General features: G+C 71.5%; 20 protein-coding genes and 2 tRNA genes. 9 read left to right on the forward strand and 13 right to left on the reverse strand.

Annotation, left to right across the window (positions count from 1 at the left end; genetic code table 11):
- Positions 1 to 72 precede the first annotated feature (72 nt).
- On the reverse strand, positions 73 to 2,697 hold the full coding sequence (locus tag IE316_RS01995; RefSeq protein ID WP_190202315.1) for a valine--tRNA ligase: 2,625 nt from the start codon (positions 2,695 to 2,697) through the stop codon (positions 73 to 75).
- Positions 2,698 to 2,835: 138 nt separating this feature from the next.
- Here IE316_RS01995 and IE316_RS02000 point away from each other — a divergent pair, with 138 nt between their 5' ends.
- Positions 2,836 to 3,813: a hypothetical protein gene (locus IE316_RS02000; protein WP_190202316.1), complete on the forward strand. Its 978-nt coding sequence runs from the start codon at positions 2,836 to 2,838 to the stop codon at positions 3,811 to 3,813.
- A 68-nt stretch (positions 3,814 to 3,881) separates the two neighbouring features.
- Here IE316_RS02000 and clpX read toward each other — a convergent pair whose 3' ends face one another.
- The 5 genes from clpX to IE316_RS02025 form a co-directional block, all read right to left on the reverse strand.
- On the reverse strand, positions 3,882 to 5,168 hold the full coding sequence (gene clpX / locus IE316_RS02005) for an ATP-dependent Clp protease ATP-binding subunit ClpX (RefSeq protein WP_190202317.1): 1,287 nt from the start codon (positions 5,166 to 5,168) through the stop codon (positions 3,882 to 3,884).
- 180 nt (positions 5,169 to 5,348) lie between these two features.
- Positions 5,349 to 6,029, reverse strand: a complete 681-nt coding sequence (locus IE316_RS02010; RefSeq protein WP_190202318.1) for an ATP-dependent Clp protease proteolytic subunit — start codon at positions 6,027 to 6,029, stop codon at positions 5,349 to 5,351.
- A 54-nt stretch (positions 6,030 to 6,083) separates the two neighbouring features.
- Positions 6,084 to 6,689, reverse strand: coding sequence for an ATP-dependent Clp protease proteolytic subunit (locus tag IE316_RS02015; protein ID WP_030858107.1), 606 nt, complete (start codon positions 6,687 to 6,689; stop codon positions 6,084 to 6,086).
- A gap of 256 nt (positions 6,690 to 6,945) precedes the next feature.
- The gene (tig, locus tag IE316_RS02020) at positions 6,946 to 8,334 is read right to left on the reverse strand and encodes a trigger factor (RefSeq protein ID WP_190202319.1); all 1,389 of its coding nucleotides are present in this window, start codon (positions 8,332 to 8,334) and stop codon (positions 6,946 to 6,948) included.
- A 178-nt stretch (positions 8,335 to 8,512) separates the two neighbouring features.
- Positions 8,513 to 8,589 (reverse strand) — tRNA-Pro (locus tag IE316_RS02025).
- A gap of 115 nt (positions 8,590 to 8,704) precedes the next feature.
- Here IE316_RS02025 and IE316_RS02030 point away from each other — a divergent pair.
- Positions 8,705 to 8,775, forward strand: a tRNA-Gly gene (locus tag IE316_RS02030).
- Between the two features lie 54 nt (positions 8,776 to 8,829).
- Here the strand turns inward: IE316_RS02030 and IE316_RS02035 are convergent.
- On the reverse strand, positions 8,830 to 9,024 hold the full coding sequence (locus IE316_RS02035; protein ID WP_190202320.1) for a hypothetical protein: 195 nt from the start codon (positions 9,022 to 9,024) through the stop codon (positions 8,830 to 8,832).
- A 513-nt stretch (positions 9,025 to 9,537) separates the two neighbouring features.
- Between IE316_RS02035 and IE316_RS02040 the strand changes: the two genes are divergently transcribed.
- Positions 9,538 to 10,644, forward strand: a complete 1,107-nt coding sequence (locus IE316_RS02040; RefSeq protein WP_190202321.1) for an acyltransferase family protein — start codon at positions 9,538 to 9,540, stop codon at positions 10,642 to 10,644.
- A gap of 14 nt (positions 10,645 to 10,658) precedes the next feature.
- On the opposite strand, the gene IE316_RS02045 is transcribed toward IE316_RS02040, so the two are convergent.
- Together IE316_RS02045 and IE316_RS02050 are read right to left on the reverse strand one after the other, a co-directional pair.
- Entirely contained in the window at positions 10,659 to 11,189 is a 531-nt protein-coding gene (locus IE316_RS02045; RefSeq protein ID WP_229910151.1) for an HD domain-containing protein, read from the reverse strand.
- A 114-nt stretch (positions 11,190 to 11,303) separates the two neighbouring features.
- Positions 11,304 to 12,497 carry a PP2C family protein-serine/threonine phosphatase gene (locus IE316_RS02050; RefSeq protein WP_190202322.1) on the reverse strand — a complete coding sequence of 398 codons (1,194 nt, stop codon included), beginning with the start codon at positions 12,495 to 12,497 and terminating at the stop codon, positions 11,304 to 11,306.
- 234 nt (positions 12,498 to 12,731) lie between these two features.
- Between IE316_RS02050 and IE316_RS02055 the strand changes: the two genes are divergently transcribed.
- Positions 12,732 to 13,994, forward strand: a complete 1,263-nt coding sequence (locus IE316_RS02055; RefSeq protein WP_190202323.1) for a GNAT family N-acetyltransferase — start codon at positions 12,732 to 12,734, stop codon at positions 13,992 to 13,994.
- Positions 13,995 to 14,031: 37 nt separating this feature from the next.
- On the opposite strand, the gene IE316_RS02060 is transcribed toward IE316_RS02055, so the two are convergent.
- Positions 14,032 to 14,838 (reverse strand): Fpg/Nei family DNA glycosylase, encoded by an 807-nt coding sequence (locus IE316_RS02060; protein ID WP_190202324.1) that lies wholly within the window; start codon positions 14,836 to 14,838, stop codon positions 14,032 to 14,034.
- 67 nt (positions 14,839 to 14,905) lie between these two features.
- Positions 14,906 to 15,391, reverse strand: a complete 486-nt coding sequence (locus IE316_RS02065) for a ribose-5-phosphate isomerase (protein ID WP_190202325.1) — start codon at positions 15,389 to 15,391, stop codon at positions 14,906 to 14,908.
- A gap of 205 nt (positions 15,392 to 15,596) precedes the next feature.
- On the opposite strand from IE316_RS02065, the gene IE316_RS02070 reads away from it, so the two are divergent.
- Entirely contained in the window at positions 15,597 to 17,054 is a 1,458-nt protein-coding gene (locus IE316_RS02070; RefSeq protein ID WP_190202326.1) for an amino acid permease, read from the forward strand.
- Positions 17,055 to 17,330: 276 nt separating this feature from the next.
- Here the strand turns inward: IE316_RS02070 and IE316_RS02075 are convergent, their stop codons facing one another.
- Positions 17,331 to 17,909 carry a biotin transporter BioY gene (locus IE316_RS02075; RefSeq protein ID WP_190202327.1) on the reverse strand — a complete coding sequence of 193 codons (579 nt, stop codon included), beginning with the start codon at positions 17,907 to 17,909 and terminating at the stop codon, positions 17,331 to 17,333.
- 355 nt (positions 17,910 to 18,264) lie between these two features.
- On the opposite strand from IE316_RS02075, the gene IE316_RS02080 reads away from it, so the two are divergent.
- Complete coding sequence (locus IE316_RS02080) at positions 18,265 to 19,641, forward strand: amino acid permease (RefSeq protein ID WP_190202328.1); 1,377 nt, start codon at positions 18,265 to 18,267, stop codon at positions 19,639 to 19,641.
- A gap of 136 nt (positions 19,642 to 19,777) precedes the next feature.
- Entirely contained in the window at positions 19,778 to 20,419 is a 642-nt protein-coding gene (locus IE316_RS02085) for a superoxide dismutase (RefSeq protein ID WP_190202329.1), read from the forward strand.
- Between the two features lie 126 nt (positions 20,420 to 20,545).
- Here IE316_RS02085 and IE316_RS02090 read toward each other — a convergent pair whose 3' ends face one another.
- Positions 20,546 to 21,184: a mycothiol-dependent nitroreductase Rv2466c family protein gene (locus IE316_RS02090; RefSeq protein WP_190202330.1), complete on the reverse strand. Its 639-nt coding sequence runs from the start codon at positions 21,182 to 21,184 to the stop codon at positions 20,546 to 20,548.
- 147 nt (positions 21,185 to 21,331) lie between these two features.
- On the opposite strand from IE316_RS02090, the gene pepN reads away from it, so the two are divergent.
- On the forward strand, positions 21,332 to 23,911 hold the full coding sequence (gene pepN / locus IE316_RS02095; protein ID WP_190202331.1) for an aminopeptidase N: 2,580 nt from the start codon (positions 21,332 to 21,334) through the stop codon (positions 23,909 to 23,911).
- 226 nt (positions 23,912 to 24,137) lie between these two features.
- A complete protein-coding gene (locus IE316_RS02100) occupies positions 24,138 to 25,172 on the forward strand; it encodes a hypothetical protein (protein WP_190202332.1) in 1,035 nt (344 codons plus the stop codon).
- Positions 25,173 to 25,255 lie beyond the last annotated feature (83 nt).

Consider the following 25,255-nt stretch of genomic DNA (forward strand, 5'->3'; position numbering starts at 1 on the left):
GGCCCCGCGTCCCTGGAGGTGCGCGAGGGTCCCCGGCATGCAGTAAGTGCCGGGGACCCTCGTGCGGGGCCCCTACGCCTGCGGCAGGCGGTCGAGCTGGGTGCGGAGGCGGACGATGTCCTCCTCCGCCTTGGCCAGGCGTCCCCGGATCTTGTCGACCACGTGGTCCGGGGCCTTGGCCAGGAACGCCTCGTTGCCGAGCTTGGCCGTGGCCTGGGCCTTCTCCTTCTCGGCCGCCGCGAGGTCCTTGCCGAGGCGCTTGCGCTCGGCGGCGACGTCGATGGTGCCGGAGAGGTCGAGGGCGACCTCGGCGCCGGCCACCGGCAGGGTCGCCGTCGCCGTGAAGGCGTCGCCCTCGGGCTGGAGGCGGAGCAACTGGCGGATGGCCGGCTCGTGCGGGGCGAGGGCCGTGCCGTCCAGGGTGAGGCGGGCCGGGACGCGCTGGCCGGGCTGGAGGCCCTGGTCGGCGCGGAACCGGCGGACCTCGGTGATCACCGACTGGAGGGTCTCGATCTCCCGTTCGGCGGCCGCGTCCCGGAAGCCGGAGTCCTTCGGCCAGTCGGCGACGACGACCGACTCGCCGCCGGTGAGCGTGGTCCACAGCTCCTCGGTGACGAACGGGACGACCGGGTGCAGCAGCCGCAGCGTGACGTCCAGGACCTCGCCCAGGACGCGCTTGCTGACCTCGGCCGCCGGGCCGCCCGCCTGGAAGGTGGTCTTGGACAGCTCCACGTACCAGTCGAAGACCTCGTCCCACGCGAAGTGGTAGAGGGCGTCGGAGACCTTGGCGAACTGGTAGTCCTCGTAGAACGCGTCGACGTCGGCGACCGTCCGGCCCAGCCGGGAGAGGATCCAGCGGTCGGTCGGGGACATCTCGGCGGCGTCCGGCAGCGGGCCCTCGACGGTGGCGCCGTTCATCAGGGCGAACCGGGTGGCGTTCCAGATCTTGTTGGCGAAGTTCCGGGACGCCTGGACCCAGTCCTCGCCGATGGGCACGTCGGTGCCGGGGTTGGCGCCGCGGGCCAGGGTGAAGCGGACGGCGTCGGAGCCGTAGGTGTCCATCCAGTCGAGCGGGTCGACGACGTTGCCGAAGGACTTCGACATCTTCTTGCCGCGCTCGTCGCGGACCAGGCCGGTCAGCGCGATGGTCTTGAACGGGACCTCGCCGTCCATGGCGTACAGGCCGAACATCATCATCCGGGCGACCCAGAAGAAGATGATGTCGTGGCCGGTCAGCAGGACGTCGGTCGGGTAGAACTTGCGCAGGTCGGCGGTCTGCTCCGGCCAGCCCAGGGTGGAGAACGGCCACAGGCCCGAGGAGAACCAGGTGTCCAGGACGTCGGTCTCCTGGTGCCAGCCCTCGCCGGCGGGCGGCTCCTCGTCGGGGCCGACGCAGACGACCTCGCCGTCCGGGCCGTACCAGACGGGGATGCGGTGGCCCCACCACAACTGGCGCGAGATGCACCAGTCGTGCATGTTGTCGACCCAGTCGAAGTACCGCTTCGCCATGTCCTCGGGGTGGATGGTGACCCGGCCGTCGCGGACGGCGTCACCGGCCGCCTTGGCCAGCGGGGCGACCTTGACCCACCACTGCAGGGACAGCCGCGGTTCGACGGTGGTGCCGCAGCGCGAGCAGTGGCCGACGGAGTGCACGTAGGGCCGCTTCTCGGCGACGATCCGGCCCTGCTCGCGCAGCGCGGCGACGATGGTGGAGCGGGCCTCGAAGCGGTCCAGGCCCTCGAAGGGGCCGTGCGCGGTGATGACGCCCCGCTCGTCCATGACGGTGATCGACTCCAGGTCGTGCCGCTGGCCGATGGCGAAGTCGTTCGGGTCGTGGGCCGGGGTGACCTTGACCGCGCCGGTGCCGAACTCGGGGTCGACGTGGGCGTCGGCGACGACCGGGATGGTCCGGTCGGTCAGCGGCAGCTTGATCCGCCGGCCGACCAGGTGCCGGTAGCGCTCGTCGTCGGGGTGGACGGCGACGGCGGTGTCGCCGAGCATCGTCTCCGCGCGGGTGGTGGCGACGACCAGGCTGTCCTCGCCCTCGCCGTACCGGATGGAGACCAGCTCGCCGTCGTCCTCCTGGTAGTTCACCTCGATGTCGGAGATGGCGGTCAGACAGCGCGGGCACCAGTTGATGATGCGCTCGGCGCGGTAGATCAGCCCGTCGTCGTAGAGGCGCTTGAAGATGGTGCCGACGGCCCGGGACAGGCCGGCGTCCATGGTGAAGCGCTCCCGGGACCAGTCGACGCCGTCGCCCAGGCGCCGCATCTGGCCGAGGATCTTGCCGCCGTACTCCTCCTTCCACTGCCACACCCGCTGGACGAACTCCTCGCGGCCGAGGTCGTGCCGGGACTTGCCCTCGTCGGCGAGCTGCTGCTCCACCTTGTTCTGGGTGGCGATGCCGGCGTGGTCCATGCCGGGCAGCCACAGCGCCTCGTAGCCCTGCATGCGCTTGCGGCGGGTGAGGGCGTCCATCAGCGTGTGCTGGAAGGCGTGGCCCAGGTGCAGGGAGCCGGTGACGTTGGGCGGCGGGATGACGATGGTGTACGGGGGCTTGTCGCTGTCCGCGTCGGCGGTGAAGTACCCCTTGTCTACCCAGCGCTCGTACAGCTTCCCCTCTACCTCGGCCGGCGTGTACTGGGTCGGCAGTTCGGTGATGGGCGCTGATTGCGGCTGCTGAGTGTTCTCGGTCACGAGGGTCAGTTTAGAGGTGTCACGACCGAGTCCCGAAACGCGTTTGCTTTGTAACGGTGCGGCCCCCGGTGGCCGGTTCCCGCCATGTCTGCGTCAGGATGGCGGGCAAGAGACGTGCATCCGGAGGGGAACCCAGGAATGAGCTACAACCAGCCGGGCCCGTACGGCGGGCAGCCCCAGCAGCCCGGACCGTACGGCCAGCCGGGCCCGTACGGCCAGCCGCCGCAGGCCCCCCAGCCCGGCTACGGCCACCCCCAGCAGACGCCTCCTCCGCAGCCCGGTTACGGCCACCCCCAGCAGACGCCTCCTCCGCAGCCCGGTTACGGCTATCCGCAGCAGCCTCCGCAGGGCGTGCCCCCGCAGCAGCCCCCGTACGGACAGGAGCCCTACGGGCAGACGCCGTACGGGATGCCGCAGCCGCCGGCTCCGGGCGGCGGGAAGAAGAAGACCGGGCTGATCGTCGGCGCGGTCGCGGTCGTGGCGGCGATCGGGGTGGGCGCGTACTTCGTGCTCGGCGGGACCGGCGGCGGGGGTGCGGGCGGCGGTCTGGAGGACGACGGCGCGCACAAGCTCACCACGCCGAAGACGGTGCTCGGCGGCGAGTACAACCTGATGTCCGACAGCGGTCTGAGCAGCGGCAGCACCACCGAGGACCTGGAGAAGAGCGGCGTCAAGAACGGCAAGTCGGCGCTGGGCATCTACACGACGATCGACCCGGGCAGCTACGACCCGTCCGACCCCAGTTCGGTGCCGGACGAGTTCTCCACGATCACCTTCGCCGGTGCGTACGGGGAGATCGCCGACCCGGAGGCGGCGCTGGACGCGTTCTTCGCCAATATGAAGAAGTCGGCCTCGAAGGGTTCCTCCAGCGGTACGGGCGCCGATCTGGTGGGTGAGCCGGAGAGCGTGGAGCTCGACGGCGCGCTCATGAAGTGCCAGGTGGCCAAGGGCAAGAACCCGCAGACCAAGAAGGAGAAGTCCGACTGGTTCTGCGCGTGGGCGGACCACAGCACGATCGCCATGGTCTCGCCGGGCGAGGTCACCGCCAGCATCAGCAAGGACGTGGCGGTGGACCTCACCACCAAGATCCGCAAGGACGTTCGAGTCAAGGTCTGACCCGTCCGGGTACGGGAAAAGGGGCCCCGGTCGTGGCGGCCGGGGCCCCTTCCTCGTCCGTGCGGCGGTTACGCCGACTTCTGCTCGCCCGGGCCGCGGCCGCGGGAGTCGCGCGGGATCAGCGTCGGGTTGACGTTGGAGAGGACCACGTCGGCGGTGATGACGACGCGGGCGACGTCCTTGCGGGACGGGACCTCGTACATCACGCCCTGGAGGACCTCCTCCATGATGGCGCGCAGGCCGCGGGCGCCGGTCTGGCGCAGGATGGCCTGGTCGGCGATGGCCTCCAGCGCCTCGCGCTCGAAGTCCAGCTCCACCCCGTCGAGTTCGAACAGGCGCTGGTACTGCTTCACCAGCGCGTTGCGCGGCTCGACCAGGATCTTCAGCAGGGCCTCGCGGTCGAGGTTGTGCACGCTGGTGATCACCGGCAGCCGGCCGATGAACTCGGGGATCATGCCGAACTTGACCAGGTCCTCCGGCATGACCTCCTGGAAGTGGTCCTGGGACTCGCGCTCCCGCTTGGAGCGGATCTGCGCGCCGAAGCCGATGCCCTTGGCGCCCGCCCGGGCCTCGATGATCTTCTCCAGGCCGGCGAAGGCGCCGCCCACGATGAACAGCACGTTCGTCGTGTCGATCTGGATGAACTCCTGGTGGGGGTGTTTCCGCCCGCCCTGCGGCGGCACCGAGGCGGTGGTGCCCTCCAGGATCTTCAGCAGCGCCTGCTGGACGCCCTCGCCGCTCACGTCGCGGGTGATCGAGGGGTTCTCGCTCTTGCGGGCGACCTTGTCGATCTCGTCGATGTAGATGATGCCGGTCTCGGCCTTCTTGACGTCGTAGTCAGCGGCCTGGATCAGCTTCAGCAGGATGTTCTCGACGTCCTCGCCGACGTAGCCCGCCTCGGTGAGGGCGGTGGCGTCGGCGATCGCGAACGGCACGTTCAGCATGCGGGCCAGGGTCTGGGCCAGCAGGGTCTTGCCGGAGCCGGTGGGGCCCAGCAGCAGGATGTTGGACTTCGCCAGCTCGATGGCGTCGTCGCGGCCCTGCGCGCCGCCGTTCTCCCCGGCCTGGACCCGCTTGTAGTGGTTGTAGACCGCGACGGAGAGCGCCTTCTTGGCGGCCTCCTGGCCGACCACGTAGCCCTCGAGGAACTCGTAGATCTCGCGGGGCTTGGGCAGCTCCTCCCAGCGGACCTCGCTGGTCTCGGCCAGCTCCTCTTCGATGATCTCGTTGCAGAGGTCGATGCACTCGTCGCAGATGTAGACACCGGGCCCTGCGATGAGCTTCTTGACCTGCTTCTGGCTCTTGCCGCAGAACGAGCACTTGAGCAGATCGCCGCCGTCACCGATGCGTGCCACGGTGTGCTTCCCCTTCGCCTGGGAGACTCCTGGACGCCGACGTCCAGTGGACTCCTGGTGCTGCCTTATGTCGACGGTACCTTGCCGGGCCCCCCGTCCGGGCCCCCCTTGGCACGGTTCGCTTTGACGTGAACCACGCCAAACCGTGCCAAGGGGCGGCAGACGATACAGCGTCCTGCCTCAGCGGAGGGAGGAGTTGTCCATCTTCCGGGTGGTGATGATCTGGTCGATCAGGCCGTACTGGAGCGCGTCCTCGGCCGTGAGGATCTTGTCGCGCTCGATGTCCTCGCGGATCTTGTCGATGGTCTGCGTGGAGTGCTTGGCCAGCATCTCCTCGAGTTGCGAGCGCATCCGCAGGATCTCGTTGGCGGCGATCTCCAGGTCGGAGACCTGGCCGCGGCCGGTCTCGCTGTACGGCTGGTGGATCAGCACGCGCGCGTTGGGCAGCGCCATCCGCTTGCCGGGGGTGCCGGCCGCGAGCAGCACGGCGGCGGCGGAGGCCGCCTGGCCCATGCAGACCGTCTGCACGTCGGGCTTGACGTACTGCATGGTGTCGTAGATGGCCGTGAGCGCCGTGAAGGAGCCGCCGGGGCTGTTGATGTAGACCGAGATGTCCCGGTCGGGGTCCATCGACTCCAGGCACAGAAGCTGGGCCATGACGTCGTTGGCGGAGGCGTCGTCGATCTGCACGCCGAGGAAGATCACCCGCTCCTCGAAGAGCTTCGCGTACGGGTCGTACTCGCGGATGCCCTGGGAGGTGCGCTCGACGAAGCGCGGGATGACGTAGCGGGACTCGGCCGTGGGGCCGGTGTACTCGGCGCGCGCGCGGTCGTAGAGGCCGCTGCCGGGGAAGTCGTTCACAGTGTCTCCTGGGAAGGGGCTGAGGCGGTCGGCCGGGGCTGGCTGGGGCGGTGCTCAGGCCCCGGTGCCGCCGCCGCCCGGCATGCCGGCGGCCGTGGCGATGACATCGTCGATGAGGCCGTACTCCTTGGCCTCGAAGGCGTCGAACCAGCGGTCGCGGTCGGAGTCGCGGGTGATCTGCTCGACCGTCTGGCCGGTGTGCTGGGCCGTCAGCTCGGCCATGCGCTTCTTGGTGTGCAGCAGCCGCTCGGCGTGGATCTTGATGTCCGACGCGGAACCCGCGAGGCCCGCGGAGGGCTGGTGGATCAGGATCTCGGCGTTCGGCAGGGCGAAGCGCTTGCCCGGGGTGCCGGCGCTGAGCAGGAACTGGCCCATCGAGGCGGCGAGGCCCATGGCGATGGTCACCACGTCGTTCTTGATGTACTGCATGGTGTCGTAGATCGCCATGCCGGCGGTGATCGAACCGCCCGGGCTGTTGATGTAGAGGTAGATGTCCTTGTCCGGGTCGGAGGCAAGGAGCAGCAACTGTGCGGTGATCTTGTTGGCGATGTCGTCGTCGACCGGCTGGCCGAGGAAGATGATCCGCTCGCCGAGCAGCCGGTTGTAGACCTGGTCGCCGAGGCCACCACCGATGGAGGGCTCGCCGGCGGCTGAGGGCATCAGATTCGTCACGTATCCACCTGCTCGTCTTACGACGGCGCCGGGCCGTCTCACGTTTCCCTGCGGGGCGGGAGCTCGTATTCGGGGACTCCACTGCCCTCGTATTCATGGACCCTAACGCGCGGGTCCCTTCGGGGAATCCCGCGGAGGGAGGTGTTCGCCGGGGGCGTAGCGCGGGGCGGGGCGGGAGCGGGACGGGCCCCGAGAGCGCGCGCGTCTCGGGGCCCGTCCTGCCGTCGGTGCGGGAGCCGGGGGCTCAGCCCTCGGTCTTCTCCTGGGCCGGGGCGTCCTCGGTGGAGTCGGCGGCGGCCTCGGCGGCCTCCGTCTCCTCCTCGTCGTCGCTGAGGTCGACGATCTCGCCGTTGGTGTCCTTGACCGTGGCCTTCTCGACCACGGCGGCCAGCGCCTTGCCGCGGGCGACCTCGCCGACGAGGAGCGGGACCTGGCCCTGCTCGACGACGGCCTGGGCGAACTGGTCGGGGGACATGCCGGAGGAGGCCGCGCGCCGCATGAGGTGCTCGGTCAGCTCCTCCTGGTTGACGTTGAGCTTCTCCTGCTTGACCAGCTCGTCGAGGACGAACTGGGTCTTGATGCCCTTGACCGCGGCCTCGCGGGTCTCGGTCTCGAACTCCTCCTCGGTCTTGCCCTGGATCTCCAGGTACTTCGCGAGGTCGAGGCCCATCTGGCCGAGCTGGTGGTGCTCCAGGTTGTGCTTGCGGGTCTTGATCTCGTCCTCGAGGAGCTTCTCGGGGACGGGGACCTCGACCAGCTCCAGGAGCTTGTCCAGGACCCGCTCCTGGGCCTGGGTGGCCTGGTCGTACTGCTTCATGTCGGCCAGCCGCTTGCGGCTGTCGGCCTTCAGCTCGTCGAGGGTGTCGAACTCCGACGCCAACTGGGCGAAGTCGTCGTCCAGCTCGGGCAGCTCGCGCTGGGCGACCTGGGTGACCTTGACGGTGACCTCGGCCTCCTGGCCGGCCGCCGAGCCGCCCTTCAGCTCGGAGGTGAAGGTGGCCTCCTCGCCGGCGGACAGGCCCTTGACGGCGTCGTCGATGCCGTCGAGCAGCTCACCGGAGCCGATGGTGTAGGACACACCGCTGGCGATGCCGTCCTCCAGCACCTCGCCGCCGACCTTGGCCTCCAGGTCGATGGTGACGACGTCGCCGTCCTCGGCGGCGCGCTCCACCGGGGAGGTGGAGGCGAAGCGCTCGCGGAGCTGCTCGACCGACTTCTCCACGTCCTCGTCGGTGACCTCGACGGCGTCGACCTCGACCTCGATGCCGGAGAAGTCCGGGATCTCGATGGTCGGGCGGACGTCGACCTCGGCGGTGAAGTTCAGCGTCTCGCCGTCCTTCAGCTCCGTGATGTCGACCTCGGGCTGGCCCAGCGGGTCCACCTCGGCCTCGTTGACCGCTTCGGTGTAGAACTTCGGGAGGGCGTCGTTGACGGCCTCCTCCAGCACCGCACCGCGGCCGAACCGCTGGTCGATGACCCGGGCCGGGACCTTGCCCTTGCGGAAGCCCTTCACCGTGACCTGCTGGTTGATCTTCTTGTACGCCGCGTCGAGGCTGTCCTTGAGCTCCTCGAAGGGCACCTCGACAGTGAGCCGAACCCGGGTCGGGTTCAGGGTCTCCACGGCGCTCTTCACGGTTCGGTCTCCTTGTGGCTGACTTCTTGGGTTCTGCCGGGCCCAGAGAGGCCCGGCGGATTTCGCCGCCCGGAGGACTTCAGACGATGAGACACACGGGCGTGCAGCTTGCATAGTAACGGCAGCGGGTACACGGCCCAAAAGGCGATCACCCGAGGTGACCGTGGCTGATCCTGGCTGGTCGGGGTGGCGGGATTTGAACCCACGGCCTTCCGCTCCCAAAGCGGACGCGCTACCAAGCTGCGCCACACCCCGTCTGGTGCGACACGTAGGGTACATGCCGCGGGGCCGCGCGGGCGGGGTGTGCGGCGAAGGGGGGCGACCCGCTACGATGCCTCCAGTGCCGCGGCGGTCGCGCCCGGCGCGCTGTGCGGGCGTAGCTCAATGGTAGAGCCCCAGTCTTCCAAACTGGCTACGCGGGTTCGATTCCCGTCGCCCGCTCCGGTCAGTCCTCGGGCCCGGTTCCGCGCTTGGCGGTGCCGGGCCCGAGGCGTGTCAGAAGCTGATCGAGTTGATCGTGTCCGCTATGGAGTCCAGGAAGCGGTTGATCGACGGGGCCATGCCGGTCGAGGCGAGGAAGAAGCCGAAGAGGACCGCGACGATCGCGGGGCCGGCCTTGAGGGAGCCTCCGCGCATGAGCACCACCAGGATGATCGCCAACAGCAGCACCACTGACAGTGAAATGGCCACAACTGATCACACCCTAGGTCGGTCCGCTCTCCCGGCCCGGAGGCGCGACACCGCGCGCCTCCGCCAGAACCATCGTGCCACCAACCGGCCTGCCCTATGCGGCCCGTGACGCATCGTTCACCCGAGGTCCGCCGGGTCGCGGGCGGGGACGGGTGCGCGGACCGGCGGGCGGGGCGGTGCACGGAGGGACGTGCGGGGGGACGTGCGGGGACTCAACCCCGGTGCTCCGCACAGTAATTCGAAGGATTACTCGCGCAGGTAATTCGACCGGTTCGTTTCCCTGTCCACACAACGCGTTCGCAGGTATTTCGCATTGTCGCCCCGGACACGGCAACGGGCCGGGGAAACACTGACCGTATGACCGGATCGATCATGAGAAATCAGGACAAGGCGGGTGATGCGGAGAGGTATGCGGAGTGGTCGGCGGGCGCGGGCCGTTGATATGTGCGGCCGCTCACGCCGCCCTATTCAGGGGTTTTACGAATTCGCGCGGGCGCCGCTAGGGTGCCTCAGATGTTCCACGCCTCTGTGAAGCAGCGCGACGCGTTCTTCGACAACGCCAAGTACCTGGCGATCGTGCTCGTGGCCATGGGCCACTCCTGGGAGCCGCTCAAGGGTGACAGCCGCGTCCTGGAGGGCCTGTACACGGTCGTGTACGCCTTTCACATGCCGGCGTTCATCATCATCTCCGGCTACTTCTCGCGCAGTTTCGACATGCGCCCCGACCGGCTGCGGCGGCTGATCACCGGGGTCGCCGTGCCGTACGTCCTCTTCGAGACCGCGTACCCGCTGTTCAAGCGGTTCGTCGACGGTGACCCGGGGCAGGAGATCAGTCTGCTGGACCCCTGGTATCTGACCTGGTTCCTGGTGGCGTTGTTCGTCTGGCGGCTGACCACGCCGGTCTGGAAGCTGGTCCGGCAGCCGCTGCCGCTGGCGCTCGGGATCGCCATGCTGGCGTCGGCGTCGCCGGAGATCGGGGACGACCTCGATCTGCAACGGGTGCTGCAGTTCCTGCCGTTCTTCGTGCTGGGGCTCTCCATGAAGGCCGAGCACTTCCACCTGGTGCGGCGGCGTTCGGTGCGGATCGCGTCGGTGCCGGTGTTCGCGGCGGCCCTCGCGGTCGGCTGGTGGGCGGTGCCGCGGATGAACACCGCGTGGTTCTACCACCGGGACTCGGCGCAGGAGCTGGGGGCGCCGTGGTGGGCGGGGCCGGTGATGACGCTGGCGCTGTTCGGCTGCGCGCTGCTGCTGACCGCGTGCTTCTTCGCCTGGGTGCCGCGCCGGCGGATGTGGTTCACCGCGCTCGGCGCCGGGACGCTCTACGGCTATCTGCTGCACGGCTTCCTGATCAAGGGCGGCGACTATCTCGGCTGGTTCCGGCCGAGCCGGCTGCACACGCCGCTCGGCGAGGTCCTCGTCACCGTCCTCGCGGCGGCGGCCGTGACGCTGCTGTGCACGGCGCCCGTGCGGCGGGTGTTCCGGTTCGCGATGGAGCCGCGGATGGAGTGGGCGTTCCGGCGGGACGCGGCGGAGCTGGCGCGGGAACGGGAGCGCGAGCACGAGCGGGGGCACGGGGAGCGGCGGGACAGCCGGGAGAGCCGGGAGAAGGTCTCCGCCTAGGCCCGCCGGGCCGGTCAGGCGCCGGACGGCCGGTCCGGTGCCGGCAGGCCGAGGAGGGCGCGCATGCGGGTGTACTTCTCGGCCAGGCGGGTGCGGGTCGGTTCGTCCAGGGCGGCGAGGCGGGCCGGGTCGGCGTTGTGCGCCAGGTCCGCCTCCTTCACCAGCAGGGCGCCCGGCGTGGCGAGGATCCGCCCGGCGTACGCCTCCGGGGGCTCGCCCGGCCGCTTGGTGACCGCCCGGACGATGTCCTTGGTACGGCGGCTCAGCGGGGCGTCCTGGAGCCAGCGCGGCGTGAGCGCGTCGTCCTCGACGGCGTCGTGCAGCCAGGCGGCGGCGATCTGGTCCGCGTCGCCGCCGCGCGCCCGTACGCCCTCGGCGACCGCCCGCAGGTGCTCGGCGTAGGGCCGGCCCGCCTTGTCGGTCTGCCCCTCGTGGGCGGCCCGGGCGATCGCCTCCACCTCGGCGAGGCTCAACGACGGCGACGGCGACGGCGAGGACGCGGAAGAGGCCGCGGACGAGGAGCGGGCGGCGGGTGAGGTGCTCATGCCGTCAGTCTGGCAGGGCACGGCACGGCACGGCGTGGGCGGGATGGGCACGGCACGGCACGGCCACGGACAGAGCACCGCAGAGCGGCCCGCAGCCCCCGCCTCAGGACGCCCTCAGGACGCGTTCGCGGCCAGGGCCTGGGCCGTGGTCGGGCCCTCCCGGCAGATCAGGAGCAGGGCCCGGTCGTCGTTGACGTCCTTGGCGACCGCCTCGATCAGGTGCCAGGCGGCGCCGTGGAAGCCGCCGGCGACATAGCGGTCGGCCTCGCCGGTGAGGCGGTCTATGCCCTCCACGATGTCCCGTTCCGACGTCTCCACCAGGCCGTCCGTGAACAGCATCAGCACGTCCCCGGGGCGGAGCGAGCCCTTCACGGGGTCGAACTGGGCGCCGTCGTACACACCGAGGAGCGGCCCCTCGGCGGCCTTCTCCTCCCAGCGGCCGGTGCCCGCGCTGAGCTGGAGGCCCGGCGGGTGGCCGGCGGAGTACAGCTCGTAGTCCCCGGAGTCGAGGTCCAGGACGAGGTGGATGGAGGTGGCGAAGCCCTCCTCCCAGTCCTGGCGGAGCAGATAGCCGTTGGCGGCGGGCAGGAAGGCGTGCGGGGGCAGGCTGCCCAGCAGGCCGCCGAAGGCACCGGAGAGCAGCAGCGCCCGCGAGCCCGCGTCCATGCCCTTGCCGGAGACGTCGGTGAGGACGACCTCCAGGGTCCGGCCGCCACCGGTGCGGGCCGCGACCACGAAGTCGCCGGAGAAGGACTGGCCGCCCGCCGGGCGCAGCGCCATCTCCCGGTGCCAGCCCGGCGGCAGCTTCGGCAGCTTGCTCTGGACGCGGATGCGTTCGCGCAGGTCGAACAGCATGGTGTGGCCGCGCCGCCAGGGCACGCCGACCCGGCTGCGGAACTGCGCGAGCAGCAGCCCGAAGAACCCGCAGGCGGCGACGACCAGGACCACGCCCGGGGTGACCCGGGAGGGGCCCTCGGTGTACGGGCCGAGCTGCACCGACTCCACGATGAGGGCCGTGGCGGCGGCCGCGTACAGGCCGAGCAGGCTGGCCGGGCGGAGCACCAGGCCGCCGACGACGACCGGCAGGACCAGCGCGGCCGGTGAGCACCACACGGAGTTGACCATGGTGGTGGCCGCGATGACCGGGATGGTCAGCAGCAGGCCGGCCAGGGCGATCCAGTCCGAGCCGTCGCCGCGGAAGTAGTCGACGGCGGATCTGCGCAGGCCGACGCGGGCCCGGTGCCACTGCTTGCGCAACCGGGCCGGGAACGTGTCGGCTTCCGCGCGCCGCTGTCGTCCTGCTGCCATCAGTTCGGGACCCTATCCATCGGAGCAGCCGCTTGGCACGGGAGGTCCCACTTGTCCCCCGTCCGAGGCCCCGCCCGGCCCGTGGACTTCCCGTGCGGTCACCGCGCGGTTCACCGTGCGAACCGCGGGCACCTCACTGTGGACCGCGCGGTGAACTTCACGGAAGGCCGTCGCGCGGGCCGGCCGGGAGAAATTCCCTCGCCGGTCCTCCGGTGCCCTGATAGGCATGGGTCCATGGGGACTGACAGCGCCGCGGTGAGCGGCCCGACCACCGGACCGCGAGCGCTCCAGCGGGATGAATGGGACAACTGGTACGACACGCTGGTCCGCGCCTTCGGCGGGGTTCCGGAGCCGGACGAGGAACGGGAGCTGTTCAACTCCCTGACGGAGGTGGACCGTTCGATCGGCGTCTGGGACGGCGGCGCCTGTGTGGGCACGGCGGGGGCGTTCAGCTTCCGGATGACCGTGCCCGGCGGCGCCGAGGTGCCGGCCGCGGGCGTGACCATGGTCAGCGTGGCGGCCACGCACCGGCGGCGGGGCGTGCTGACGTCGATGATGCGGCGGCAACTGGACGATGTGCGCTCCTGGGGCGAGCCGCTGGCGGTGCTGACGGCGTCCGAGCCGGCGATCTACGGCCGGTTCGGCTACGGCGCGGCGACGTTCCAGGTGAACGCCGAGATCGACACCACCCGGGTACGGCTGTCCGTGCCGGAGGGGACGGACGGCGTACGCCTGCGGTACGCGGTGCCCGCGGAGGTCCTCGACGCGTGCGAGGAGGTGTACGCCCGGTCGGTGCCGGGGCGGCCGGGGATGCTGGCCCGGCGGCCCGGCTGGGAGCAACTGGGGCTGCTGGACCCGGAGAGCGGCCGGGACGGGGCGTCGCCGCTGCAGTGCGTGGTCGCGTCGCGGGACGACGGGCGGGTCACGGGGTACGCGCGGTTCCGGATACGCCCGGCCTGGGGGCCGCAGGGCGCCGACGGCACGGTGCTGCTGGCCGACCTGGAGGCGCTGGACCCGGTGACGCGGGCGGCGCTGTGGCGGTTCCTGTTCGACCTCGACCTGACCACGTCGGTGGTGGCGCGGGGGCGGCCGGTCGACGAGGCGTGGCAGTACCAGGTCTCCGACATCCGGCGGTGCCGGCCGTATCTGCGGGACGCGCTGTACCTGCGGCCGGTGGAGGTGGGGGCGGCGCTGGAGGCGCGGACCTACCAGGCGCCGGTGGACGTGGTGTTCGAGGTGGAGGACGCGTTCTGCCCGTGGAACGCGGGGCGTTGGCGGCTGTCCGGCGACGCCAAGGGCGCGAGCTGCGCCCGCACCACGGACGCGGCGGACCTGGCGCTGTCCGTACGGGAGCTGGGCGCGGCCTACCTCGGCGGCGTACCGCTGACCGCGCTGGCCGCGGCCGGCCGGGTACGGGAGCTGCGCCCCGGGGCGCTGGCGGAGGCTTCCGCGGCCTTCGTCTCGGACGTGGCGCCCTGGCTGCCGCACAGCTTCTGAGGCGTGCCGCACAGCTTCCGGGACGCGGGCGGTCCGGTCAGCGGGACTGGCAGGCCGGGCACCAGAAGAGGTTGCGGCCGGCCAGTTCGGCGACCCGGACGCCGGTGGCGCAGATGTGGCACGGGCGGTCCGCCCGCCGGTAGACGTAGACCTCGCCGCCGTGGTCGTCGACCCGGGGCGGGCGGCCCATCGCCTCGGGGGTGTGCTCGGGGCGGACGGTGTCGATGCGGTTGAGCCGGACGCCCTCGCGCATCAGGGCGACCAGGTCCCGCCAGACGGCGTCCCACTCGGCGCGGGTGAGGTCCCGGCCCGGGCGGTAGGGGTCGATGCCGTGCCGGAAGAGGACCTCGGCGCGGTAGACGTTGCCGACGCCGGCGACCACCTTCTGGTCCATGAGCAGCGCCGCGATCGTCGTACGGCTGCGGGAGATCCGGGCCCAGGCGGCGTCCGGGTCGGCGTCCGGGCGCAGCGGGTCGGGGCCGAGGCGGTCGTGTATCGCCCGCTTCTCGCCGGGGGTGATCAGGGCGCAGGTGGTGGGGCCGCGCAGATCGACGTACGCCCGGGCGTCGGCCAGGCGGAGGCGGACGGTGTCGGTGGGCGGGGGCGCGGGGGCCGGGCCGAAGGCGACCTTGCCGAACAGGCCGAGGTGGATGTGGACCCAGTCCTGGTCGCGGAAGCCGAGGAAGAGGTGCTTGCCGTGGGCCTCGGTGCGGGTCAGCTCCGCGCCGTCGAGGAGGGCGGCGGCGTCGGAGAACTTGCCCTGGGGGCTGGTGACGCGGACCGGGCCGCCGGTGAAGGCGGCGTAGTCCTGGGCCAGCCGGTGGATGGTGTGCCCCTCTGGCACCTGGCGTCGTCCTTTCCGTCGCGCCCGCCCCCCGGGGGTGCGTCCCGGGGGGCGCGGCGCGGTCGGGTCACTGCTGCGGGTGGTGCGCGGGGATCGGCGGGAGGTCCCCGGTGGTCTCGTACCCGGCGAGCATGTCGATGCGGCGGATGTGGCGCTCGTCACCGGAGAACGGGGTGTTGAGGAAGATCTCGACGAACTTCGTCGCCTCCTCCTGGCTGTGCATGCGGGCGCCGACCGCGACGACGTTGGCGTCGTTGTGCTGCCGGCCGAGCGCGGCGGTCTCCTCACTCCAGGCGAGGGCCGCGCGCACGCCCTTGACCTTGTTGGCGGCGATCTGCTCGCCGTTGCCGGAGCCGCCGATCACGATGCCGAGGGCGCCCTCGTCCGCGGCGGTGCGCTCGGCGGCGCGCAGGCAGAAGGGCGGGTAGTCGTCCTGAGCGTCGTAGATGTGCGGACCGCAGTCGACGGGCTCGTGACCCGCGGCCGTCAGCCACTCGACGAGGTGGTTCTTGAGTTCGTAGCCCGCATGGTCGGAGCCGAGATACACGCGCATGCGTCGAGTGTGACACGCGGCCCGCTGGGCAGCGGTGTCGGGTGTCGGTCCGGAAAGAGTGAGCAACACCACAGATGTTCAGGTAAAACCCAGGTAACGATCGGGAATCGGAGGTTCCCCAGATAGACCACCTCCGTTTCACTGGACCGGCTCGTACACCGCTCGTACGGGAGACAGCTCGACCGGCGCAAAGGAAATCCACCCCATGACCTCGCAGCCGACCCTCTCCACGGCCCAGGAGGGCCCCGGACACACCGGAGACCCCGGTTCCGGCCTCCAGGCCGGACTCAAGAACCGCCATCTGTCGATGATCGCGATCGGCGGTGTCATCGGCGCCGGCCTGTTCGTCGGCTCCAGCAGCGGCATCGCCACCGCCGGACCCGGCATCCTCCTGTCGTACGCCCTCGTCGGCACCCTGGTGGTGCTGGTGATGCGGATGCTCGGGGAGATGTCCGCGGCCAATCCGACCTCGGGGTCGTTCTCGGCCCACGCCGACCGGGCGCTGGGGCGCTGGGCCGGGTTCTCGATCGGCTGGCTGTACTGGTTCTTCTGGGTGGTGGTGCTCGCGGTCGAGGCGACCGCCGGGGCGAAGATCCTGGAGGGCTGGATCCCGGCCGTGCCCCAGTGGGGCTGGGCGCTGATCGTGATGCTGGTGCTGACCGCGACCAACCTGGTCTCGGTGGGCTCCTACGGCGAGTTCGAGTTCTGGTTCGCCGGGATCAAGGTGGTGGCGATCGGCGCGTTCATCGTGATCGGCGCGCTGGCCGTGTTCGGGGTGCTGCCCGGCGTCGACGCCGACCAGGCGGGCCTGTCGAACCTGACCGACCACGGCGGCTTCCTGCCCAACGGGCCCGGTGCCATCCTCACCGGTGTGCTGCTGGTGGTCTTCTCCTTCATGGGCAGCGAGATCGCCACGCTGGCGGCCGGCGAGTCGGAGGACCCGCGGCGGGCGGTCACCAAGTCGACCAACAGCATCATCTGGCGGATCGCCGTCTTCTACCTCGGCTCGATCTTCGTCGTCGTCACCCTGCTGCCGTGGGACAGCAAGTCGATCGCCGACGACGGTTCCTACGTGGCCGCGCTGAACTCGCTCGGGATCGCGCACGCCGGTCAGATCATGAACTTCATCGTGCTGACCTCGGTGCTGTCCTGTCTGAACTCCGGGCTGTACACGGCCTCCCGGATGGCCTACTCGCTCGGCGAGCGCGGGGACGCGCCCAGGGCGTTCGCGCGCACGACCCCGCGCGGTGTGCCGCGCACGGCGATCCTCACCTCGGTGGCGTTCGGGTTCCTGGCGGTCTTCTTCAACTACAAGTGGCCCGACTCCGTCTTCCTCTTCCTGGTCAACTCCTCGGGCGCGGTGGCGCTCTTCGTCTGGCTGGTGATCTGCTTCTCGCAGTTGCGGATGCGGCGGATCATCCAGGCCGAGGCGCCGGAGAAGCTGGTCGTGAAGATGTGGCTGTACCCGTATCTGACGTGGGCGGCGGCCGCGCTGATCGTCTTCGTGCTGGGCTACATGCTCACCGACACCGAACACGACGGGCGCAAGACGGTCCTGCTGTCGCTGCTGGTGGCGGCGGTGGTGCTGGCGATCGCCTTCGTACGGGAGAGGCTCGCGCGCGGACGTGAGCGCGCGTCGGCCGGGGCGGGCGCCGGGGACTGACGTCCGGCGTCCGGCGTCGTGGAAGGGGCTCGCGGGTGCGGGCCCCTTTTCGCGTTCCCGGGGGCCTTCTCGCGTTCACGAGGGCATCCTTCTCGCGTTCCCCGGGGTGTCCTCTCGCGTTCCCGGGGGTGTCCTCCGCGCCGCGTTTCCGGGGGTGTCCCCCGCGCCGCGTTCCCGAGGGCTGTCCCCCGCGCCGCGTGCCGGGGTGGACGCGGCGAAGGCCCGGCGGCCGGGTCCCTGAGGACTCGGTGCCGGGCCTTCGAGGGGGCCGGGGGGTCAGCGCTTGCCGACGAGCTTCCACGCGGTGGGCAGCACGCCCATCGCCAGCGCGGCCTTCAGCGCGTCCCCGATCAGGAACGGGGTGAGCCCGGCCGCGATCGCCGCGCCGGCCGACATGCCGGTGGCCAGCGCCAGGTAGGGGACGCCGACGGCGTAGATGATCGCCTCGCCGAGCAGCATCGCGCCGGCCGTCCGCCAGACCGAGCGGTCGGCGCCGCGGCGGGCCAGCGCGCCGACGGCCGCGGCGGCGAGGAGCATGCCGAGGACGTAGCCGAGGGAGGGCACCGCGCCGGAGGCGCCGCCCGCGAACCACGGCACGCCCGCCAGGCCCACCAGCGCGTACAGCGCGAGGGAGAGGACACCCCGGCCGGCGCCGAGGGCGGTGCCGACCAGCAGCGCGGCGAAGGTCTGCCCGGTCACCGGCACCGGGGAGCCCGGCACGGGCAGCGAGAGCTGGGCGGCGAGGCCGGTGAGCGCGGCGCCGCCGACGACGAGCGCGGCGTCCCGGACGCGGGAGGCCGGAAGCAGGTCGGCGAGTACCTGGCCGGGGCGGGCGAGGGCGGTGGCGGTGCTCATGGACACTCCGCGGGGGTGTGGGCAGGTCGGGACACCGTGACGCTATACCGGCCGCGCGGCGGCGATCACCGTCGGCGCCCGACAAAGGGGGCGACGGGGACTTGGTGGGCTTCGCACAACGGACGCCGCTCACACCACCCGGGAGGTGATGCCGGTCACTGAGGTCGGGTGGTGTGGGCTACCCGGAGCAGGGGCGGACCCGACTGTGGGGTCTCTCCAAGCCGTGATGGCGGTGTCACCCTGCGGAAGGCGGGCGTCCGCATGCTGGGCGGGCGCTGCCGGACGGCGGCCGTTGCGCTGAGACTATGGGCGTTTTTTCATCCCCGTCCCCGCACGCATTGGACGAGCCGCGCCCATGCCCAGCACCACCAAGGAAACGCCCCCGGCGGAGCACGCCGCCCTCGCCCACGGCCTCAAGCAGCGCCATCTGTCGATGATCGCCCTCGGCGGGGTCATCGGCGCCGGGCTGTTCGTCGGGTCCGGGGCCGGCATCGCCGCCGCCGGTCCCTCGATCGTCATCGCCTACGCCCTGTCCGGCCTGCTGGTGATGCTGGTCATGCGGATGCTGGGCGAGATGTCCGCCGCGTATCCGTCCTCGGGTTCCTTCTCCGCGCACGCCGAACGGGCGATCGGCCCCTGGGCCGGTTTCACGGCCGGCTGGGCGTTCTGGGTGCTGCTGTGCACGGCGGTGGGCCTGGAGGGCATCGGGGCCGCGCAGATCGTGCACGGCTGGCTGCCGGGGACGCCCGAGTGGGCGTGGGTGGCGCTGTTCATGGTGGTGTTCTGCGGCACCAACCTGGCCGCCGTGCGCAACTTCGGCGAGTTCGAGTTCTGGTTCGCCGCCCTGAAGGTCGGCGCGATCTCGCTGTTCCTGGTGCTCGGCGTGCTGGCCGTGGCCGGGGTGCTGCCCGGCACCGACTCCCCCGGCACCAGCCACCTCGCCGACTTCCTGCCCCACGGCGGCGACGGCCTGATCATCGGCCTGCTCGCCTCGGTCTTCGCGTACGGCGGCCTGGAGACGGTCACCATCGCCGCCGCCGAGTCGGAGGACCCGGTCAAGGGCGTGGCGGGCGCGGTGCGCACCGCGATGTGGCGGATCGCGCTGTTCTACATCGGCTCGATGGCGGTCATCGTCACCCTGGTCCCCTGGGACTCCCCGGAGGTCGTCGAGAAGGGCCCGTACGTCGCCGCCCTCGACGAACTCGGCATCCCGGGCGCCGGCCAGCTCATGAACGTGGTCGTGCTGGTGGCGCTGCTGAGCGCGATGAACGCCAACATCTACGGCTCCTCCCGCATCGCCTACTCGCTGGTGGAGCGCGGCCAGGGCCCGAGGGCGCTGGGCCGGGTCTCCGGCGGGGTGCCGCGGGTCGCGGTGCTGGTCTCCTCCGTCTTCGGCTTCGGGTGCGTGCTGCTCAGCTACTGGCGGCCGGACGACGTCTTCTCCTGGCTGCTGAACATGATCGGCGCGGTCATCCTGGTCGTCTGGGTCTTCATCGCCGTCGCCCAGCTCCGGCTGCGGCGCCGCCTGGCGCGCGAGGCGCCGGAGAAGCTGGTGGTGCGGATGTGGGGCTACCCGTGGCTGACCTGGGTGGCGCTGGCGGGCATGGCCGCGGTCTTCGTCCTGATGGCCCGGGAGCCGGACACCCGCGTGCAGTTGTACTCCACGGGCGGGATGACGCTCGTGCTGGCGGCCGTCGGCTGGGCCCGGCAGCGCGCCCGCTCGCGCGGCTGACCCGCCCCGGCCCGCAGGGCCCCCGCACCACGTCCGGTGCGGGGGCCCTTTCGTGTGCCGGGGACGCGCGACCCCCTTGCTGCTGCTAGCGTGCACCTGCAATCCTTTTGCAATAAGAGGTCGGAGGGGATCCGCCATGCCCGTCTACACGCTTCCTGAACTGCCGTACGACTACTCCGCGCTGGCCCCGGTGATCAGCCCGGAGATCATCGAGCTGCACCACGACAAGCACCACGCGGCCTATGTGAAGGGCGCCAACGACACGCTGGAGCAGCTCGCCGAGGCCCGCGACAAGGAGCAGTGGGGCGCGATCAACGGCCTGGAGAAGAACCTCGGCTTCCATCTCTCCGGCCACATCCTGCACTCGATCTACTGGCACAACATGACCGGCGACGGCGGCGGCGAACCGCTGGCGGCGGACGGCGTGGGCGAGCTGGCGGACGCGATCGCCGAGTCGTTCGGCTCCTTCGCGGGCTTCAAGGCGCAGCTCTCCAAGGCCGCCGCGACCACGCAGGGCTCCGGCTGGGGCGTCCTGGCCTACGAGCCGCTCAGCGGCCGGCTGATCGTCGAGCAGGTCTACGACCACCAGGGCAACGTCGGCCAGGGCTCGGTGCCGATCCTGGTCTTCGACGCCTGGGAGCACGCCTTCTACCTGCAGTACCGCAACCAGAAGGTCGACTTCATCGAGGCGATGTGGCAGGTCGTGAACTGGCAGGACGTGGCGCGGCGGTACGCGGCCGCGAAGTCCCGCGCCGACGTGCTGCTGCTGGCGCCCTGACGGGCCGCCGCTGAAGCGTCCCGCCTCGTGATCGTCTTCTCACCCTTCACGGCGGCGGGCGGAAAGAGGGAAGCCCCCGCGAGGACGTGACTCGCGGGGGCTTTCCCGTACCGGTGGCCGCCGGGCCTACAGGTTGCTGAAGTCCGGGCCCTTGGTGCGGGTGCGCTTGATCTCGTAGAAGCCGGGGACCGAGGCGACCGCGAGGGTGCCGTCCCAGAGCCGGGCGGCCTCCTCGCCCTTGGGGGCGGGGGTGACGACCGGGCCGAAGAAGGCGAGCTGCCGGCCGTCCGCGCCGGGCACGGCGATGACCGGGGTGCCGACCTCCTGGCCGACCTTGTCGATGCCCTCCTTGTGGGAGGCGCGCAACTGGGGCTCGTAAGGGGTGTCGTCCCAGTGCTCCATGAGGGACTCGGGCAGCCCGGCCTCCTTGAGCGCGGCGGCGGTCGCCTCCTTCGTCGGGCCCTCGCCCCGGTTGTGGAAGCGGGTGCCGAGCGCGGTGTAGAGGTCGCCGAGCACCTCGGCGCCGTGCTCCTCCTGGGCGGCGATGACGACGCGGACCGGGCCCCACGCCTTGGTCTCCAGCATCTCGCGGTACTCCTCGGGGAGCTGGTCGAGCTTGTCCTCGTTGAGCACGGCGAGGCTCATCAGGTGCCAGCGGACCTCGATGTCACGGACCTTCTCCACCTCCAGGACCCACCGGGAGGTCATCCAGGCCCAGGGGCACAGCGGGTCGAACCAGAAGTCGACGGGCGTCTTCTCCGACATGTCTCTCCTCAAGGGGCACGTACTGCGGGCCGATCTCCGGGGAAACACCGCGGCCCGCCCCGGCCATTCCCGGCTGACCGCCGTCAGGGGCACATGGCAGGATCGGTGCTGTCCACATCCTGAACACCAGCCGAGGGAGTGCCGCCCGTGCCCGGTGAGAATCTGTCCCGTGACGAGGCCCGGGAGCGGGCCGCGCTGCTGTCCGTCGACGGGTACGAGGTGTCCCTCGACGTGCGCTCGGCCGTCGGCGAGCACGCCGGGAGCGGGCCGCGCACCTTCCGGTCCGTCACCACGATCCGCTTCCGCTGCAACGAGCCCGGCGCGTCCAGCTTCGCCGATCTGATCGCGCCGAGCGTGACCGCCGTCTCCCTCAACGGCCGCGACCTCGACCCGAGCGAGGTCTTCGACGGCTCCCGGATCGTCCTGGAGGACCTGGCCGCCGACAACGAGCTGGTGGTCGACGCCCGCTGCGCGTACTCCCGCACCGGCGAGGGCCTGCACCGCTTCGTCGACCCCGAGGACGGCGAGGTCTACCTCTACACCCAGTACGAGCCGGCCGACTCCCGCCGGGTCTTCGCCAATTTCGAGCAGCCGGACCTCAAGGCGCCCTTCCGCTTCGAGGTGCGGGCGCCCGAGGAGTGGACGGTGTGGTCCAACGGGGCCGGGGAGCGCGCCGACGGGGTGTGGCGGTTCGCGGAGACCAAGCCCATCTCCACGTACATCACCTGCGTGGTCGCCGGGCCGTACCACTACGTCACGGACCTGTACGAGCGCACCCTCGCGGACGGCACCAGGCTGCGGATCCCGCTGGGCGCGCTGTGCCGCAAGGGGCTGGCGCCCTACTTCGACGCGGACGACGTGTTCCTGATCACCAAGCAGGGCCTGGACTTCTTCCACGACCACTTCGACTACCCGTACCCGTTCGGCAAGTACGACCAGGCGTTCGTGCCCGAGTACAACCTCGGCGCGATGGAGAACCCGGGGCTGGTGACCTTCCGCGAGGAGTACATCTTCCGCGGGAAGGTGACCCGGGCGTCGTACGAGGGCCGCGCCAACACGATCCTGCACGAGATGGCGCACATGTGGTTCGGCGACCTGGTCACCATGGAGTGGTGGGACGACCTGTGGCTGAAGGAGTCCTTCGCCGACTACATGGGCGCCTTCGCCAACGTCGGCGCCACCCGGTTCACGGACGCCTGGATCACCTTCGCCAACCGGCGCAAGGCGTGGGCGTACCGCGCCGACCAGTTGCCGTCCACCCACCCGGTCACCGCCGACATCCGCGACCTGGAGGACGCCAAGCTCAACTTCGACGGCATCACGTACGCCAAGGGCGCCTCGGTGCTCAAGCAGTTGGCGGCGTACGTCGGACAGGACGCGTTCCTGGAGGGCGCCCGCCGGTACTTCAAGCGGCACGCGTACGGCAACACGCGCCTGGGCGACCTGCTGTCGGTGCTGGAGGAGACCAGCGGCCGGGACATGGCGGCCTGGGCCCGGTCCTGGCTCCAGACCGCGGGCGTCAACGCGCTGACCCCGCAGGTGCTGCTCACCACCGACGGGCGGATCGACGAGCTGGCGGTGGTGCAGGAGGCCGCCGAGTCGCACCCCGAACTGCGCCCGCACCGGGTGGCGGTCGGCCTGTACCGGCGCGGCGCGGACGGCGCGCTGGAGCGGTACGCGCGGGCCGAGACCGACGTCGACGGGCCGCGCACGGTCGTCGGCGCACTGGCGGGCGAGCAGGCGCCGGAGCTGGTGCTGGTCAACGACGACGACCTGACGTACTGCAAGATCCGCTTCGACGCGACCTCGCTGGCCACGCTGCGGGCCGCCCTCGGCGACATGACCGACCCGCTGGCGCGGGCGCTGTGCTGGTCGGCGCTGTGGAACATGACGCGGGACGCGCTGCTGCCCGCGCGGGACTTCATCGACCTGGTGCTCAGGTTCGCGGGGCGCGAGTCGGACATCGGCGTGCTCCAGATGCTGCACGCCTGGGCGCAGTCGGCGCTCACCCACTACGCCGCCCCCGACTGGCGGGAGACCGGCGGGGCGCTGCTCGCCGAGGGCGCGCTGCGGGAGCTGCGGGAGGCCGGGGCGGGCAGCGAGCAGCAGCTCGCCTGGGCGCGGTTCTTCGCGGCGGTGGCCTCCGGCGACGCGGACCTGCGACTGCTGCAGGACCTGCTGGAGGGCACCGAGAAGATCGACGGGCTGGAGGTCGACCAGGAGCTGCGCTGGGCCTTCCTCGAACCGCTCGCCGCGCACGGGGTGGCCGACGAGGCGGTGCTCGCCGCCGAACTGGCCCGCGACGACACCGCGTCCGGCAAGCGCCACCAGGTGCGCTGCCTGGCCGCGCGTCCCTCGGCGGCGGTCAAGGCGCAGGCGTGGGCGCAGGTCGTGGAGTCCGACGCGCTGTCCAACGCGCTGGTCGAGGCGACGATCGCCGGGTTCGTCCAGCCCACCCAGCGGGAGTTGCTCGCCCCGTACGCGGAGAAGTACTTCGCGGTGATCGAGCGGGTGTGGCGGGAGCGGTCGATCCAGATCGGCATGGACGTGGTGCGCGGGCTCTTCCCCGGGCTGCGGGACTCGCCGGAGACGCTGACGGCGGCGGACGCGTGGCTGGCCGCCCACGAGGGGGCGGCGCCGGCGCTGCGGCGGCTGGTGCTGGAGGCCCGGGACGATCTGGCCCGGGCGCTGCGGGGGCAGGCGTGCGATGCGGGTGGGGTGGGCTGAGCCGAGTCGTGGGTGCGGGTGGGTGGGGGCTGGTCGCGCAGTTCCCCGCGCCCCTGGCGGCGCTTTTCCGCCGGGTGTTACCAAGTGGTGGCAGTGTGCGGGTGTCCCGCCGGTGAGCTGGGGTTTCGCAGGCGAACTGGTGTGCATTAGGGCCGGGTTGTCCTGATTTGGTGGCGGGCTTGTAACAGGGGTTAAGGGGTGGTCCGCGTGCGGGAAACCCCCCGGCATGACGCACAACACCCCGCTCTCCCCCCGCCGCCTGCACCACCTCGCCGGCGGACCCCGCCGGGTGCTGACCGCCGGGCAGCTCCGCGCGCACGGGGTCACGGCCGCGCAGATCACCGAGCAGTGCCGGTCCGGCGGCCCCTGGCAGCAGCTCCTGCCCGGGGTCGTCCTGCTCCGGCCGGGCCCGCCGACCGGCGAGGAGAGACTGCGCGCGGTCCTGCTGTACGCGGGCTGGGAGCGCACCCCGGGCGGGGTCCCGGCCCAGCCCGGCCGGGAGACGGGGGCCTCGCCGGTGCCGGCGATGATCACCGGGGTGGCCGCGCTGACCCTGCACGGCTTCGCCGCCGCTCCCCCGCTGCCCTCGCTGGCCCGCATCGACGTCCTGGTGCCCCGGACCCGCCGGGTGCGCTCGGCCGGGTGCGCCCGGATCGTGCGCGCGGCCGGGCTGCCCGAGGCGAAGCTGGTGGCGGGCATCCCCGTCGCGCCGGTCGCGCGGGCCCTGGCGGACGCGGTGGCCGAGCAGGCCGACGCGGACGTGGTGCGGGCGCTGCTGACCGAGGCGGTGCGCGAGGGGCACTGCGAACCGGCGGCGGTGGTGGAGGAGCTGATCCGGGCCCGGCTGCTGAGCCGCCCGCACGTGATCGACGCGGTCGAGTCGCTGGTGGCCGAGGGGCGGGCGCTCGCGGAGGAACGGCTGTACCGGATGGTCCGCGACCACGCCCTGCCCGACCCGCTGTGGAACGTCGACCTGCGGCTGCCCGGCGGCCCCCACCTCGGCGGCGTGGACGCCTACTGGCCGGACCACGCGGTCGCCGTCGACCTGGACACCGGCGCCCACCGGCAGCGCGACGACGAGCTGTGGCCGGAGCGCGCCCGGCGGCGCGAGCACCTGGAGCACCTGGGCATCACGGTCGTCCAGCTCTCCCCGCGACAGCTCCGCGACGCCCCGGAGCAGCAGGCGGCCGTGGTCCGTACGGCGCTGATGGCGGCGCACGACCGGGAGCCCGCCGCCCCGGTGGTGGTGCTGCCCCGATAGCGACGTGCCGGGTGACCGGAGCCGGTGGAGTGTCCGGCCCCGCCGGAAAAGCGGTTGCCCCGGTGCGGGTGTGCTGCTCGTCC

Origin of the sequence: Streptomyces fumanus (assembly GCF_014655295.1) — a bacterium.
In the GTDB taxonomy this organism is placed as follows: domain Bacteria; phylum Actinomycetota; class Actinomycetes; order Streptomycetales; family Streptomycetaceae; genus Streptomyces; species Streptomyces fumanus.

Excerpts from the sequence above, each read along its gene's own strand:
- IE316_RS02075 (WP_190202327.1), bottom strand. The coding sequence starts at position 17,909 with ATGAGCACCGCCACCGCCCTCGCCCGCCCCGGCCAGGTACTCGCCGAC.
- IE316_RS02065 (WP_190202325.1), bottom strand. The coding sequence starts at position 15,391 with ATGCGCGTGTATCTCGGCTCCGACCATGCGGGCTACGAACTCAAGAAC.
- IE316_RS02085 (WP_190202329.1), top strand. The coding sequence starts at position 19,778 with ATGCCCGTCTACACGCTTCCTGAACTGCCGTACGACTACTCCGCGCTG.
- IE316_RS02050 (WP_190202322.1), bottom strand. The coding sequence starts at position 12,497 with ATGGCAGCAGGACGACAGCGGCGCGCGGAAGCCGACACGTTCCCGGCC.
- IE316_RS02100 (WP_190202332.1), top strand. The coding sequence starts at position 24,138 with ATGACGCACAACACCCCGCTCTCCCCCCGCCGCCTGCACCACCTCGCC.
- IE316_RS02055 (WP_190202323.1), top strand. The coding sequence starts at position 12,732 with ATGGGGACTGACAGCGCCGCGGTGAGCGGCCCGACCACCGGACCGCGA.
- IE316_RS02070 (WP_190202326.1), top strand. The coding sequence starts at position 15,597 with ATGACCTCGCAGCCGACCCTCTCCACGGCCCAGGAGGGCCCCGGACAC.
- IE316_RS02015 (WP_030858107.1), bottom strand. The coding sequence starts at position 6,689 with ATGCCCTCAGCCGCCGGCGAGCCCTCCATCGGTGGTGGCCTCGGCGAC.
- IE316_RS02045 (WP_229910151.1), bottom strand. The coding sequence starts at position 11,189 with ATGAGCACCTCACCCGCCGCCCGCTCCTCGTCCGCGGCCTCTTCCGCG.
- IE316_RS02040 (WP_190202321.1), top strand. The coding sequence starts at position 9,538 with ATGTTCCACGCCTCTGTGAAGCAGCGCGACGCGTTCTTCGACAACGCC.
- IE316_RS02000 (WP_190202316.1), top strand. The coding sequence starts at position 2,836 with ATGAGCTACAACCAGCCGGGCCCGTACGGCGGGCAGCCCCAGCAGCCC.
- IE316_RS02090 (WP_190202330.1), bottom strand. The coding sequence starts at position 21,184 with ATGTCGGAGAAGACGCCCGTCGACTTCTGGTTCGACCCGCTGTGCCCC.
- IE316_RS02080 (WP_190202328.1), top strand. The coding sequence starts at position 18,265 with ATGCCCAGCACCACCAAGGAAACGCCCCCGGCGGAGCACGCCGCCCTC.